The 15,230-nt window shown below is 43.0% G+C and carries 14 protein-coding genes; 7 read left to right on the forward strand and 7 right to left on the reverse strand.

Annotated features, from left to right (window positions below):
• The first annotated feature begins 133 nt into the window (after positions 1 to 133).
• Together BW976_RS15965 and BW976_RS15970 are read left to right on the forward strand one after the other, a co-directional pair.
• Positions 134 to 1,495, forward strand: a complete 1,362-nt coding sequence (locus BW976_RS15965; RefSeq protein WP_076374323.1) for a pyridoxal-phosphate dependent enzyme — start codon at positions 134 to 136, stop codon at positions 1,493 to 1,495.
• A 108-nt stretch (positions 1,496 to 1,603) separates the two neighbouring features.
• Positions 1,604 to 2,479 carry a hypothetical protein gene (locus BW976_RS15970; RefSeq protein WP_076374324.1) on the forward strand — a complete coding sequence of 292 codons (876 nt, stop codon included), beginning with the start codon at positions 1,604 to 1,606 and terminating at the stop codon, positions 2,477 to 2,479.
• 30 nt (positions 2,480 to 2,509) lie between these two features.
• Here the strand turns inward: BW976_RS15970 and BW976_RS15975 are convergent, their stop codons facing one another.
• The 4 genes from BW976_RS15975 to BW976_RS15990 all read right to left on the reverse strand — a co-directional run bounded on the left by BW976_RS15975 (position 2,510) and on the right by BW976_RS15990 (position 7,011).
• A complete protein-coding gene (locus tag BW976_RS15975) occupies positions 2,510 to 2,881 on the reverse strand; it encodes a DMT family protein (RefSeq protein ID WP_076374325.1) in 372 nt (123 codons plus the stop codon).
• 11 nt (positions 2,882 to 2,892) lie between these two features.
• Positions 2,893 to 4,458, reverse strand: coding sequence for an ArnT family glycosyltransferase (locus BW976_RS15980; protein WP_076374326.1), 1,566 nt, complete (start codon positions 4,456 to 4,458; stop codon positions 2,893 to 2,895).
• A 200-nt stretch (positions 4,459 to 4,658) separates the two neighbouring features.
• Positions 4,659 to 5,966: a UDP-N-acetylglucosamine 1-carboxyvinyltransferase gene (gene murA, locus BW976_RS15985; protein ID WP_076374327.1), complete on the reverse strand. Its 1,308-nt coding sequence runs from the start codon at positions 5,964 to 5,966 to the stop codon at positions 4,659 to 4,661.
• Between the two features lie 304 nt (positions 5,967 to 6,270).
• On the reverse strand, positions 6,271 to 7,011 hold the full coding sequence (locus BW976_RS15990; protein WP_076374328.1) for a DUF4290 domain-containing protein: 741 nt from the start codon (positions 7,009 to 7,011) through the stop codon (positions 6,271 to 6,273).
• Positions 7,012 to 7,217: 206 nt separating this feature from the next.
• Between BW976_RS15990 and BW976_RS15995 the strand changes: the two genes are divergently transcribed.
• Positions 7,218 to 8,315 (forward strand): mandelate racemase/muconate lactonizing enzyme family protein, encoded by a 1,098-nt coding sequence (locus tag BW976_RS15995; RefSeq protein WP_076374521.1) that lies wholly within the window; start codon positions 7,218 to 7,220, stop codon positions 8,313 to 8,315.
• Positions 8,316 to 8,358: 43 nt separating this feature from the next.
• Here the strand turns inward: BW976_RS15995 and BW976_RS29895 are convergent, their stop codons facing one another.
• Positions 8,359 to 8,484 carry a hypothetical protein gene (locus BW976_RS29895; protein WP_260180796.1) on the reverse strand — a complete coding sequence of 42 codons (126 nt, stop codon included), beginning with the start codon at positions 8,482 to 8,484 and terminating at the stop codon, positions 8,359 to 8,361.
• Positions 8,485 to 8,602: 118 nt separating this feature from the next.
• Positions 8,603 to 9,379, reverse strand: coding sequence for an NUDIX hydrolase (locus BW976_RS16000; RefSeq protein ID WP_076374329.1), 777 nt, complete (start codon positions 9,377 to 9,379; stop codon positions 8,603 to 8,605).
• 141 nt (positions 9,380 to 9,520) lie between these two features.
• Here BW976_RS16000 and BW976_RS16005 point away from each other — a divergent pair, with 141 nt between their 5' ends.
• The 4 genes from BW976_RS16005 to BW976_RS16020 all read left to right on the forward strand — a co-directional run bounded on the left by BW976_RS16005 (position 9,521) and on the right by BW976_RS16020 (position 13,446).
• The gene (locus tag BW976_RS16005) at positions 9,521 to 10,525 is read left to right on the forward strand and encodes a sugar phosphate isomerase/epimerase family protein (RefSeq protein WP_076374330.1); all 1,005 of its coding nucleotides are present in this window, start codon (positions 9,521 to 9,523) and stop codon (positions 10,523 to 10,525) included.
• Between the two features lie 12 nt (positions 10,526 to 10,537).
• Positions 10,538 to 12,295, forward strand: a complete 1,758-nt coding sequence (locus tag BW976_RS16010; protein ID WP_076374331.1) for a GMC family oxidoreductase — start codon at positions 10,538 to 10,540, stop codon at positions 12,293 to 12,295.
• A 3-nt stretch (positions 12,296 to 12,298) separates the two neighbouring features.
• Positions 12,299 to 12,916, forward strand: a complete 618-nt coding sequence (locus tag BW976_RS16015; RefSeq protein ID WP_076374332.1) for a gluconate 2-dehydrogenase subunit 3 family protein — start codon at positions 12,299 to 12,301, stop codon at positions 12,914 to 12,916.
• 65 nt (positions 12,917 to 12,981) lie between these two features.
• On the forward strand, positions 12,982 to 13,446 hold the full coding sequence (locus BW976_RS16020; protein WP_076374333.1) for a GNAT family N-acetyltransferase: 465 nt from the start codon (positions 12,982 to 12,984) through the stop codon (positions 13,444 to 13,446).
• A gap of 254 nt (positions 13,447 to 13,700) precedes the next feature.
• On the opposite strand, the gene BW976_RS16025 is transcribed toward BW976_RS16020, so the two are convergent.
• Positions 13,701 to 15,071: a dipeptidase gene (locus BW976_RS16025; protein WP_076374334.1), complete on the reverse strand. Its 1,371-nt coding sequence runs from the start codon at positions 15,069 to 15,071 to the stop codon at positions 13,701 to 13,703.
• Between the last annotated feature and the right edge of the window lie 159 nt (positions 15,072 to 15,230).

The raw sequence follows: 15,230 nt of genomic DNA on the forward strand, positions 1-15,230 counted from the left end.
TAAAAGATGCAGGCTGATGAACTATTCCATAAAAATTATAAGATTTATTATTCTGTGAAGAAATATCATTTAAGAAAGTTAATTTTGAGGCATTGTCCGGCTAAGTATACCGGATTAGTAGATATTTGAATTTATGTGGTATAACAATATATTGGAAACCATTGGTCACACACCGCTGGTTAAATTAAACAAGGTAACAAAAGACATCCCGGCAACGGTTTTGGCTAAGATAGAAACCACCAATCCCGGTAATTCTATCAAAGACCGAATGGCCCTTAAAATGATAGAGGATGCTGAAAAAAGCGGTAAACTGAAACCTGGCGGTACTATTATTGAAGGTACATCGGGCAATACAGGCATGGGTTTGGCTATAGCGGCGGTTATTAAAGGTTACAAATGTATTTTTACCAGTACCGATAAACAATCCAAAGAAAAGTTTGACGCTCTGCGCGCTTTTGGTGCCGAGGTAATTGTTTGCCCTACCAACGTTGAGCCCGAAGATCCACGTTCTTATTACTCGGTATCTTCTCGTTTAGAACGTGAAGTACCTAATTCCTGGAAGCCAAATCAGTATGATAACCTAAGTAATTCGCAGGCGCATTATGAGCAAACCGGTCCGGAGATATGGGAGCAAACCGAAGGTAAGATCACGCACCTGGTAGTAGGGGTTGGTACGGGTGGCACTATATCGGGTACGGCTCGTTACCTGAAAGAAAAGAACCCAAACATCCAGGTGTTGGGTATTGATACTTACGGCTCGGTATTCAAAAAATATAAAGAAACCGGTATTATGGATAAGAACGAGATCTATCCATACATCACCGAAGGTATTGGCGAAGACTTTTTACCACAGAACGTTGACTTCAGCCTCATTGATCATTTTGAAAAAGTGACCGATAAAGATGCCGCCCTCATGACCCGCGAAATTGCCCGTAAGGAAGGTATTTTTGCCGGAAACTCCACAGGATCGGCTGTAGCTGGTGCTATACAAATGAAGGATAAGTTTAAAGCAGGTGATGTAGTGGTGATCATCTTCCCGGATCATGGCACGCGTTACCTGGGCAAAATGTATAATGACGACTGGCTGCGCGACCGCGGATTTTTAAAGGATGGTAAACTAACCGCTGCCGATATCATCGGCAAAAAGGATGTGCAAGAAATTATCACTATCGACTGTGAAAAAAGCGTGCTGGAGGCTATCAATACCATCAAATCGCTCAATATATCACAGATTCCGGTTACACAGCATGGCATGGTGATCGGTAAGATTACAGAAAGTGACATCCTGGATTCATTGATCGAGAACCCATCCATCAAATCGCAGCCGATTAAAAATATCACCACAGCACCGTTCCCTTTTGTTGATCTGAATACTTCTATCGATAAGATATCAGGCATGATCAATAAAGATAACATCGCCGTACTGGTTGAAGATGGACAAGGCAAAATTGAGATCATTACGCAGTACGATATCATCAACGCGATATCGGCTTAGTTACCTAGGCGTAGGGTAGAAGACAAAAGGTGTTGTGCTGTTGCATAGCACCTTTTTTTGTTTTTTTTTGTGATTTATTTATCTATATATTTAGGCACAAACTAACCGATGCACAAGATAAAATTTCTTTTCCTGGCTGTTATAGTAGCGGTCTCTACATCAGCATGTTCGCAAAATAATAAAACTGTACTTCTTAAGTGGAAGTTAGATCCTAAAGAAGTAATTACTTATAAAACCATTATGGTTGGCGTTGATACGGCCGATAAAAAGCTTGACATGAGTGGGCTTACAAAAGCTATGGGGTTGGGTGATGCTGTGAATTGGGATGATTTGCAGAAAATGCTTAAAAAGCTTAACGCGAACCTACAACCCGGCAATATGGTTGCCACACTCGCCGAAAAACGCAAGGGAATCATTGATATTGAGCTAATAACTAAAAATGATGATAAGCAAGATACCGCAAGTTCTACTTTAAGCGAAGCGGAAAAAATGTTCAAACAGATGTCTACAGGGGTACAGTTGCGTGGCACAATACATGAAGACGGAACTATAAAAAGCTTTTACCTCAAAAGTGAGCAAAAGAACATTATAGCGTTGTTATTTAAATTACCCGGGAAAAGTATTAAACAGGGCGATTCATGGCCTCTGAGTGTAAACCTGCTTACAGCCGACCAGAATTTTAAGTGTGACAGTTCCTATAGAAAAAACCTGGTAACAGCTGTGAAAATAGAAAATATAAACGGTGAACAAATTTTTACACTGAAATATGATATTGTAGAATATATTAAAGGTGATTTTACCATTCCTTCACCAATGGGAGCGCAGACACCTGTAAAAACCGTGATGAGCATGAGTTACCAGGGCATAGCTAAATTTTCGGTGGATAAAGGCAGATGGGTAGCTTATGACGGTTTGCTTTCTTACAATTCATCGGGAGTTATGACCGCAAATACGAAAATGAAATACTCACTTGTGGAGGAATAACAAGTTACAAACTTTTATCTCAGTCTTTTTTCACCATTTCTTAAATATCACAAACACGGCCAATACTATCAGCCCAAAACCTACCAGGTGGTTCCAACCCAGTTTCTCGGTTTTAAAGAATATAATGGTAAACGCCATAAAAATGGTAAGCGTAATGGCTTCTTGTATGGTTTTAAGCTGAACAAGCGTAAACGGGCCGCCATCATCTTTAAAGCCTGCACGGTTTGCCGGCACCTGAAACAAGTATTCAAAAAATGCCAGCCCCCAGCTGATGAGTATGACTGATAACAACCCTAAATTTTTGCCCCAGTCGTATTCCTTAAATTTAAGGTGACCATACCAGGCAAAAGTCATAAAGGTATTGGATATAATAAGGAAAATAATAGTTTTTAAACCTCGCATGTTAATAAAATTTACTCCAGTCTTTTCTTCGCCAGTTCTTTTGTATACCGTTCTTGCAAAGGTGCTTTAGGATCAGTTATCAGGAATATACAGGTGCCTTTTTCCCGGGCCAGATAATATTCAATTTCTCCAAGTTTTTTATAGGAACCTATCATTTTGCCGGCTACAAACTGACGGATGTTCTCCCCGCCGTTATCATCCACATAGATGATGTATTTGCAGTGAATACTATCCGGTGCCCAAAGCGTAAAACTGCTATTGAGCGATATGGCCCCAGGAAAGTTAAATTGTTTAGCATATTGATTCAACGCGCCTGCTTCGCCATAATTGTCGGCATAAATAAGGGTTTGTTTTTGCTGTTCGGGAGTTAACTTATTATAAGCTTCGCCTACCTTTTGAGCCAGTTCATCCCAGCCATACATATCGGCATAATCCTGAGTTAAAGGATGTTGTTTTTGATCTTCCCAAGTGATCAAAAAATCTGTAGCTGGTATGTTTTTATGTGCAAATCTGAAAAATGCCAGGGTATGCTCTATCGAAAATATAGGGAGCAGCATGGGCAGCAAGATCATATTAGGTAACACAAATACCACTATAGTAAGAGTACGGAGCACATAGCCTTTGGTTTTTAACCATCGTTCAAAACCAAAACCGCCAGCTGCGAATAGCATAGGGTAAGCGCCAAACAGATAATAGTTTTTGCCGTCCATCTCCAGTAAAAAAATAAATATCAGCACATAAGCGATAGCTAAAAATTGAAAGTTGCGCAGCCTGAAAGAAAATATGAGAAACAGTAAACCGGTGAACCAAACAAAAAGGGCCACACCATGCACCAGCAATTGCTGCTCAATAAATTCGACAGGTTTAATATAGCTTAGCTGTTCTTTGCGCAGGGTGTTCATGTGCGTTATCAGCGGCCAGTGATGCTGAATTTGCCAGATGAGGTTTGGCAGGCAAACTAAAAAAGCTACTAAAACTGCACCCAGTATATGCCTGTTGAATAGTAGTTTACGCTGTTTGCTGATGAGGATGCCGATGATCAGGGCAAATGAGAAAAAGGCCATGGTATACTTGGTTAGCATACCCAGGCCAACGGCCAGGCCTAGCCAGTACAGGTATTTAACATCGGTGGTGTTAAGGTATTTGATCAACAGCCAAACTGTTAATACCCACCAGAACTGATCGAACACAACCGGCTGGAAAAGATAGCCGCTTGCCGCAAATGCAGGCGAAAATATGAGCGCCAGACAGGTGAGGGTAATGGCAAACTTACGCCCGCCAAATTCAACCGTAATGAGGCCGGCAAACCAGACAATGAGTCCGCTGCAAATAGTTGGGAAAATGCGTGCGGCAAAAAGTGAATGTCCAAAAAGGATGTTGGATGCTTTAGCCACGATGGCAATAAAAGGAGGCACTTCTTTATAACCCCAATCCAGGTGATCGGCCAAAACCAGGTGCAGTAATTCGTCGCGCTGAAAACCAAAATGACTTATCGCGAATAAATTAAGAACAACTTTTATAAATACAAAAATCAGTATGAAATATGTATAGGTTGACCTTCGGTTTTTATATGGCATTATTCTGGTAGGTTTTATAAGGCTCAAAGCAGGGGAAAAGCCAATAGCTAAAGTAACATAACAATTCCTAAAAACAAAAAAGTGAAATGTAACGATTTTGGGGAGAAGGTTAAAGGCAAAAGGTCAAAGGCAAAAGGTTTTTATAATCAGTAGGTGCAGCTACCTTTTACCCTTTGCCTTTAACCTTTTTCCTCAAGAAATTATATCCTGGTTATATCAGCGCCAAGAGCTTTCAGACGATCATCTATGTGTTGGTAACCGCGTTCAATTTGCTCAATATTATAAATGGTGGATTGACCTTGTGCCGAAAGTGCGGCAATCAGCAGGGCCACCCCGGCACGGATATCCGGCGAGGTCATAGAGATACCACGCAGTTGTACTTGTTTATCCAACCCGATAACGGTGGCACGGTGCGGATCACAAAGGATAATCTGCGCGCCCATATCCAGCAATTTATCCACGAAGAATAAACGGCTCTCGAACATTTTTTGATGGATCAGCACCGATCCTTTGGCTTGTATAGCCACTACCAGTACAATACTGATCAGATCGGGTGTAAAGCCGGGCCATGGAGCATCAGCAACGGTCATGATAGATCCGTCGATAAAAGTTTCTATTTCGTAATGATCTTGTGCCGGAATATAGATATCATCGCCACGTAGCTCCAGTTTTATACCCAGGCGTTTAAATACGTCTGGTATCATGCCTAGCTCAGGGTATTTTACATCTTTTATAGTGATCTCTGAACCAGTCATGGCCGCAAGACCGATGAATGAGCCTATCTCGATCATATCCGGCAGCAAACGATGCTCGGTACCGCCAAGATAGTCAACACCTTCAATGGTAAGCAGATTGGAGCCTATGCCGCTTATTTTGGCGCCCATGCGGTTCAGCATTTTGCAAAGCTGCTGCAGGTAGGGCTCGCAAGCCGCGTTATAAATGGTAGTAACCCCTTTAGCTAAAACAGCAGCCATTACAATATTGGCCGTCCCGGTTACAGAAGCTTCATCCAGCAGGATATAGGTGCCTTTCAGGTTTGAAGCGTCGACATTAAAAAAGCCATCGGCAGGGTTGTAATTGAATTGTGCGCCCAGTTTTTCGAAACCCAGGAAGTGGGTATCCAAACGCCTGCGGCCAATTTTATCGCCACCCGGTTTGGGGATGGATGCTTTGCCAAAACGGGCCAGCAGGGGGCCTACGATCATGATCGATCCGCGAAGGCCACCCCCTTTAGATTTAAAGGTTTCTGACTGGAAAAAATCCTGATCAATATCCCTGGCTATAAAAGTATAAGTATCTGCTGCGGTTTTCTCCACAATAACGCCCATGTCGCCCAGCAGCTCTATCAGTTTATTTACATCTTTTATATCAGGTATATTGCTGATGGTAACTTTCTGGTCGGTCAGCAATACCGCCGAAATTACCTGTAAAGCCTCATTTTTTGCTCCCTGCGGAGTAATCTCGCCCTTTAGCGGTTTCCCGCCGTTTATCACAAATGCGTTAGTCATAGGAGTTTATAATTGATGGATCATGATTCGTTTTTGCACAAACTTAATTTAGTAAAATAAGTATGCTATTTCAGGGCAAAGATTATAAAATTTCCTGACTGTTCATGGGTTCAATTGTTCATTAGTTCATTGGTTTTATGCGTTTGTTGGATAGGTGTTAATAGGAATGAAATTCATATCAAAAAGCCCGGTTACCTTTTCAAGATAGCCGGGCTTTTTGATATGACATTAGCAGTTTGTATGTACCATTGATGTACTTTAACAGTAAGACACCAATGAACTAATGAACAATTGAACCTATGAACTAATATTTCTTAGCGCCACCGTTGTTACGGTTGCGATTGTTTTGGTTGTTATTATTGTTGCTGCGGTTGTTTTGATTGTTGTTCTGGTTGCTGCGCCCGCGGTTGTTTTGATTGTTGTTCTGATTGCGGCCACGATTATTCTGGTTGTTGTTGCTGTTATTTTGGATAGGGCGAAACTCAACACGGTTAAGGTTGATGTTTTCTTCCAGTTTCAGCGTACCACCCGATAAGGCGTACAAGTCGGCCAGGATACTTTCATCAGAAACAGAATCTTTGTTCCATTGCACGTAGGCCATTTTCATGAAATTGGCTATCGCTTGTACCATATGGCGTTTACGATCGGCATCATCAATGCTTTTAGCTTTTTCGATCATCAGCTCAATGGTTTTGCCATAGTGCTTGTATTTGATGCGCTGGTGCGGATATCTTAAAGGCTGTGGTTTAAGATGTATGGCCTCTGGCGATGGTTTTGGGTATGGGGAGTCTACATCAATCTTATAATCTGATATAATATGCAGGTGATCCCAAAGCTTATGCTTAAAATCGGCCACATCACGCAGGTGCGGGTTTAAAAAACCCATCAGGTCAATTACTACTTGCGCGTAGCGGTTACGTTCTTCTTTAGTGGGCAACGCAACAATGTATTTAACCATGTTTTGTACGTTGCGGCCATATTCAGACAGGATAAGTTTATTCCTGGTTGAGTTATAGTCAAATTCAGGCGTGTTTTGTTGAGCCATGTGTATGCTGTTGTAATGTTATTATTAAGAAGGTTTTAAATTTAGCCAGACAAATGCCCGTGAATTTGGGATATGAGGCTAAAATTGAATTGTTACTAATATTGTAGTAACGCAAATATAATGTAATAGTATCAATGTGCAAATTATTAGGCTAAAATGTTACTTTAGGCAATCATAAATATAAAGTCTACATCGTGAAAAACAAAATAATCATTACCCATATCGATATATACCGCTTCAGCATCCCTATGGAACCCTTTACTATTGCTACGGGGACGCTGGATCATGCCCAGAACGTTTTTATCCGTGTACATACCGATGCCGGTTTTTATGGCGTTGGGGAGTGTTCGGCTTTCCCCATGATTGTAGGCGAAACACAGGATACCTGCCTGGTAATGGCCCGGGAGTTTGCCAAATTGTGGAGAGGTCATGACGCCCTGGATATACCGGCCCGGATGCAGCAACTGCATAATTTTACAGCTGGCAATACTACCATTAAAAGCGCCTTTGATATTGCCTTGTTTGATATTGCAGCCAAAAACGCGGATGTACCCTTATATCGCTTACTAGGCGGAGAACGGTGTGAAGTGGAATCGGACATTACCATTGGTATAGCCGGTCCGCATATGATGGCCCTTAAGGCTCTTGATTTTAAAGCGACCGGAGCCACCATACTGAAAGTGAAGCTGGGAAAAAATGCTGTTGAAGATGTGGAACGTATCAGGCAGATACGTGAAGCCGTGGGCGGTGTTATCAAAATACGCATTGATGCCAACCAGGGCTGGAGTTTTGATGATGCCGTGTTTGCCCTGCAAGCCATAGGGCAATATGATATTGAATTTTGCGAACAGCCGATGCGCACCTGGTACGACGACCGTTTGCCGCAACTGATGCAGCTATCGCCCGTGAAGATCATGGCAGATGAAAGCGTATACAACCATCATGATGCCCGTAAACAGATCAACAGTGGCTCCTGTCATTATATCAATATCAAAATGGCCAAATCGGGTGGAATATTGGAAGCTAAACAGATACATGATGAAGCTGCCTCCAAAGGTATTGCCTGTATGATGGGCGGCATGCTGGAAAGCCGTATCGCTCTAAGCGCTAAACTGCACTTTGTATACGCTAGTCCTAATATTCAGTTTTATGATATGGATACCTGTATGCTGGGGCACCTGGAAGATCCCTGCATTGGCGGTGTAAATTATGAAGGTTATCAGTTAAGTATCGGTGACGAACCCGGGATAGGTGCTGATGCTAATGAGGCTTTTTTGGCCCATTGTGAGCATTTTAAGATTTAGGTAATGGGGGCGCGGCGTTTGCCGACAGCCCCATCGTGTGGTTTTATAACAAAGGCTTGCGCTTAAACCGGTTGGTGCTTTTTGCAGTCGCGGTTTTTTCGGCTTTAGTGTTTTTAACTTCCCTTACGTCCTTTACAGTTTCACCTTTTGATTTTTCCTTAGTTTCCATAATAGTATGTTTTATATATATGAATAATACTCGCTATCAGGTGCTTTTGTTTTACGTAAATATAAGGAAATGTGTCATATTATTGTATTTATTTAATGTGAATAAAATGTTGTCATATCTACGTCAATGTTGTGCCGGTTTCCAGAGCCTTAGTGTATTTTTTCAAATCAAATTTGTATAAAAAAGGCGCCCGGTGAGGCCCGATATTCCGCTTCTCGTTCAATTTTTTAATCAACCCCAAAAACACCAGTTTTTTTGGAAAGTTTCGGATGTCGAGTTTTTTACCCAACAGGGTCTCATAAACCGCGTGTATCTCGGTCAAAGTAAACTTGGCTGGCAGTAGTTTTTCGGCGATAGGATAGTAATACAGCTGCGTGCGCAGGGTGTGAAGGGCATCTTTAACCATCTGGTCGTGATCATATAACAGGGGGGGGATCTCATCTATATTGAACCAATCGCAAGAATCGGAGAGCAAACCGGCCTTTGGTGTAACCAGTGAAAAATCAGTAAGTGCGTAATAACCTACAGAAATGGTTTGGTCTATGAGCCAGCTATCTTTAATATAGGGTAAGCCGATTTCTTTTGAGAATTTTTCGAAATCAAGCTCGCTCCATTTGATGCGGTCGGGATCGCCAAAGGTTTTGTATTGCTTTAGATAAAGATCCGTCAGACTGGTGCTTTCGGCCACAATGCGGTTGGCCGCCTTATCCAGCGTTTCTGTACGTTTAATATATCCCCCCGGCAGGCAATAGCCTCCCAACGCTTTATAGCCAGATAATAATATTTTTAACTGGTGATCGTGGTATCCGAATATAGCAGCATCAATAGATATATGCGGCATATAATGTTTATGCCCGTTGATGATAAAATCCTGTAGTTCACTGATGCTGTTCATATCGCTTAAAGTACGTCAAAATCGGCTTAAAATTAAAACTAATAAAATTCTATTTGGTAAAATTTGCAAAATAGAAATTAAGCCATAACTTTATTGTGTAAAATTTACCAAATAGAAACCTCCTTTTACCACTAATCGCTTATGACCTTAAACAGAAGAGATTTTATTACCCGTACCGCGATGGGTGCGGCGGGAATTGGCCTAGCTACCGCTATCCCCGACTTTTTGTATGCTAAAGCAGAAAACCCCAGCAAGGATCTGTTTTTTAAGCTGGCTTTATCGCAGTTTTCGCTGGCGAGTCAGTTCTGGAGTAAAAAGCTCGATCCGCTTGATTTTCCGATGAAAACAAAAACAGCCTTTGGTATTGAAGGATTGGATTACTGCTCCATGTTTTTTGCCGACAAAGCAAAGGATACCAAGTTTTTGAATGAATTGAAAAAACGGTCGGCCGATAATGGCTGCTACAATCTGCGCATTATGGTGGATGGGGAAGGGGTACTGGGGAATCTGGATGTTGCCGAACGGACAAAAGCTATAGAAAATCACTATAAATGGATAGATGCTGCCGCTTTACTGGGTTGTCCCATGATCAGGGTAAATGTAGAAGGTGACGGTAATCCCGAAGAAGTAGCCAAAGCTGCCGAAGATAGCTTGGCTAAACTGATAGCCTATGGAAGCAAAAGTAAGATAGATGTAATTGTAGAGAACCATGTAGGTATCTCCTGCAACGGCGCCTGGCTGGCTGGAGTGATGAAAAGCCTGAATAATAAACATTGCGGCACCCTGGCCGATTTTGGTAATTTCTGCATCAACCGCACCAAACCCGAGGCGCAAACCATTGATGCCTACATGAAAACCAAATGTCTGGAAGAGTATGACCGCTATAAAGGCATTACAGAGTTGATACCCTACGCCAAAGGGGTACACGCTAAAAGCCATACGTTTGACGCCGCCGGTAATGATACCGAGACCGATTTTTATAAGATGTTCGGCATTATTAAAAAATCGGGTTTTAATGGCTGGGTGAGTATTGAATATGAAGGCGGTTTGTTTAAAATGTATGCTCCTCAAAGCAACTACCTGGGTGATGATGCAGGTGTGCTGGCTACCAAAAAATTAGTTGAAAAGGCCGGTAAAGCCGCTTAACCCCATCCCAATATGAAAGATATTCAGATCAAAAAGTCGGCCGAGGTATATGATATAGTGATCATTGGCTCGGGCGCAGGTGGCGGTATGGCCGGTTATGTGCTGGCACATGCAGGTATAAAAGTATTGATGCTGGAAGCCGGGCCTTTTTTTGATCCCGCTAAAGATTCGCAGCAATTGAAATGGCCTTATGAATCGCCTCGTCGCGGCGGCAACGCCACACGACCCATGGGCGATTTTGATGCGGCCTACGGTGGCTGGGATATAGAGGGTGAGCCTTATACCCAAAAGGGCGATACTGATTTTAAATGGTTCAGGGCCAAAATGCTGGGCGGGCGTACCAATCACTGGGCACGTATATCCTTGCGCATGGGTCCCAAAGATTTTAAATGTTATAGCAGCTTTGGCGCGGGCGACGACTGGCCCATCACCTATGACGACATCAAGCCCTACTATGATAAGGTAGACCGGCTAATCGGTGTATATGGTAGCATGGAAGGTTTGGAGAACGACCCGGACGGGATATTTTTACCGGCACCTAAACCACGCCTTAACGAACTGTTTGTAAAAAAGGCGGCGACCGGGCTTGGTATTAAAGTGATTGCCGGCCGGGGCTCGGTACTTACGGCGCCGTTGCCGGGTAATAAAGATAGGGGCGCGTGTTTCTTTTGCGGGCAATGTAACCGCAGCTGTAAAATATATGGCGATTTTTCGGCTTCCTCCTGCCTGGTGATCCCGGCTATCAAAACGGGTAATCTTAAAGTAATCACCAATGCTGTAGTGCGTGAGATATTGACCGGATCTGATGGTTTGGCCAATGGTGTATCTTATATCAATAAGGATGATATGCAGGAGTACTCGGTAAAAGCCAAAACAGTAATCCTGGCAGCTGGTACCTGCGAGTCTGCGCGTATATTGCTCAACTCAAAATCGGCACAACATCCTAATGGTTTAGCCAATAGTAGTAACGTAGTTGGTAAATATCTGCATGATTCTACCCAAACCGGTGGCGCCGCTATTATGCCGCAGTTGCTTAATCGCAAACGATTTAATGAAGATGGTGTGGGCAGCCTGCACCTATACGCACCCTGGTGGGGCGATCATAAAAAACTGGATTTTGCGCGGGGCTATCACCTGGAGATTTTCGGCGGCATGATGATGCCATCATATGGCGGTTACCTGGGTTTTGAAGGTACATTAGTACCCTATATCAATGGGTATTTACCTGGTCCGGATGGCAAAATGAAACCGGGCGGTGGCTTTGGCAAATCACTAAAAGAAGATTATCGTCGTTTTTATGGCACCCTGGCCGGAGTAGGTTGTCACGGTACCGACATTGCCAAAGTGGATAACTATTGTGAGATAGATAATAGCGTGGTTGATAAATACGGCATCCCTGTATTACGCTTTAACTATAAATGGGGTGATGAAGAGATAAAACAAGCCCGGCACATGCAGCAAACTACCCAGGATATCATCAAAGCTATGGGTGGCATTCCTTTGGGGCAGCCTGCCGGTCCCGATAAAAAATATGGGCTGGATAAACCGGGTAAAGGTATTCACGAGGTTGGTACGGTGCGCATGGGTGATAACGCGGGCAAGTCGGCATTGAATAAATGGTGCCAGGCGCATGATTGTAAAAATCTTTTTGTAGTGGATGGCGCAGCGTTTACCCAGCAATCAGAAAAGAACCCTACCTGGACTATCCTCGCACTTTCGATGCGCACTGCGGAGTATATTTTAGATCAGAAACGAAAACTAAACGTGTAAGCCATGAATAGAAGAGAAAGTTTAAAAGCTATTGGTCTATCAGTATCAACCGTGGTGCTGCTGGATGCCTGCAAAACAAACCCCGATGCTAAAACAGAAGATAGTAAAACAATAGCCGAAGTCGGTCGACAGACTTATGAAACCGAAAGAGATAAACACTTGTTAACCGAAAAGTATTTTAACGATCATGAACTGGCCACCATAACAGTATTGGCCGATATTATTATCCCCCGGGATGAACACAGTGGCAGCGCCTCGGATGCGAAGGTGGCTGATTTTATAGAATTTATTGTCAAGGACGAACCCGAACATGCTCTGCCCATGCGCGGTGGCTTGCGCTGGCTGGATGTGAAATGTTTGAACGTTTATGGCAGCGAATTTAAAAGCTGTACACCGCAGCAACAGGAAGCTATGTGCAGTCAGATTGCTTACCCTGCATTGGCCAAGCCTGATATGCTGCCGGGTGTCACTTTTTTTAATAAAATGAGGGAGCTTACCGCAATTGGTTTCTTTACCAGCAAAATTGGTATAGCCGACCTAGGATATAAGGGAAATTCGCCCGGTAAATGGGAGGGCGTGCCTGCCGATGTATTAAAGCAGTATGGATTGGAGGGAGTCTGAGTGGTAGGATTAATGCTGGCATAGTTTGTATTAACTTTACCTGAGCAAAATACACCTGCTTAGATATGAACAATGAACTTACCTTCAGGTTGGCTACTAAAGATGATCTCCCTGAGATTGTAGCCATGCTTGCCGACGATACATTAGGGATGGGAAGAGAAAAGGCAGGAGAGCATATTTCTGACAAGTATGTTCGGGCATTTGAAAAGATCCAGGCCGATCCTAACCAGGAGCTGACTATTGTGGAGATGAATGGAGAAAAAGTGGCCACGTTTCAAATGTCATTTATTCAGTACCTTACCTATGAGGGTGGTTTGAGGACGCAAATAGAAGCTGTAAGAACCCATTCCAAATACCGCGGGCAAGGTATCGGTACCCGGGTATTTGAATATGCTATCAACAGGGCAAAAGAAAAAGGTTGTCATTTAGTACAGCTCACCTCCGATAAAAAAAGACCAGATGCCATTCGGTTTTATGAATCGTTGGGATTCGTCGCTTCGCATGAGGGAATGAAACTTAAATTGAAGTGATATTAATAAGCCAGGCATCCAGAGTGTTAAAATCAATAAAAAATATGTCATTGCGAGGAACGAAGCAACCTCCTCGCGTGCATCTACTTGGGATGAGATTGCTTCGTTCCTCGCAATGACATGAGAGGGAAATGGTTTGAGTAAAGCTCTAAAACAAGTTAGGCACGACCTGTTGCTTATGAAAAAGCCCGGCAGTTTCCAAACTGCCGGGCTTTCTTATAATCCTTGTTCTTTACTCCAAAAATCTTTTATCCCTATTTGCTTAATTCCGCAAAATATTTGTGGAACAATGGAATAGTTTCAATGCCTTTATAGTAATTGAAAATATCGTACTTCTCGTTAGGAGAGTGTAACGCATCGCTATCCAGACCAAAACCCATCAGTACAGTTTTAAGACCGAGCTCAGCTTCAAATAAAGCTACAATAGGGATACTGCCACCGCCACGGGTAGGGATAGGATCTTTACCAAATGATTCGGCTATGGCCTTTTGAGCTGCACGGTAAGCCACGCTGTCGGTAGGGGTCACAGCAGGTTCACCACCATGGTGTGGGGTTACTTTTACTTTAACGCTGGCTGGGGCTATACTTAAAAAGTGTTTGGTAAAAATCTCGGTTATTTTTTCACTGGTTTGATTAGGCACCAGGCGCATTGATATTTTCGCGCTTGCTTTTGAAGGCAATACGGTTTTAGCTCCTTCGCCAATGTAACCACCCCAAATACCGTTTACTTCTAACGTAGGGCGGGTGCCTGTACGCTCAAAGGTAGTATATCCTTTTTCACCCCAAAGCTCCTGTACATCCAGGTCATTTTTATATTCAGCCTCATTGTAAGGCGCGTTGTTCAATGCGGTGCGTTCTGCAGGTGTAAGATCTACTACATCATTATAAAAGCCGGGAATAGCGATATGGTTGTTTTCGTCATGCAAAGAGGCTATCATTTTAGCCAGTATGGTAGCCGGGTTTGCCACAGCTCCACCGTAAACACCAGAGTGCAGATCGCGGTTAGGGCCGGTTACTTCCACTTCCAGGTATGAGAGGCCACGCAGACCGGTCTCTAAGGAAGGATGCTCCATACTGATCATTGAGGTGTCTGATATCAATACCACGTCGGCTTTCAGGCGTTCTTTATTGGCTTTTACAAAAATAGCCAGATTTGATGATCCAACTTCTTCTTCACCCTCTATCATGAATTTGATATTGCAAGGCAGGGTGTTAGTTTGCATCATCAGTTCGAATGCTTTTACGTGCATGTAAAACTGTCCCTTATCATCACAGGCGCCACGGGCATATATCTTACCATCGCGTACGGTTGGTTCAAAAGGAGGGGTTTTCCAAAGCTCCAGCGGATCTGGCGGCTGTACATCATAATGCCCATAAACCAATACGGTTGGCTTGGAAGGATCGATTATTTTTTCGCCGTAAACAATAGGATAACCAGCCGTTTGGCAAACCTCAACTTTATCGGCACCAGCATCGCGTAATTTTTTGGCTACGTAATCGGCGGTTTTTAAAACGTCGGGTTTGTATTTAGGATCGGCGCTGACCGAAGGGAAACGCAAAAGTTCAAACAATTCGTCCAGTAAACGTTGTCTGTTTTCGTCTACATACTGTTTTATATGCTGCATAGTTATAGAATTTGCAGCAAATATATTGATGTTTATTGACTTAAAACAGGAACAGTTCATGCGGTTTAATTGCATGAACTGTTATAGTATATATTGAAGGTGATTTACCTGTATAAATAATTATGCAGTAAAGTCAGCAGAACCTAAATCTCTTTTAGG

This window comes from Mucilaginibacter lappiensis (assembly GCF_900155965.1).
In the GTDB taxonomy this organism is placed as follows: Bacteria; Bacteroidota; Bacteroidia; order Sphingobacteriales; family Sphingobacteriaceae; genus Mucilaginibacter; species Mucilaginibacter lappiensis.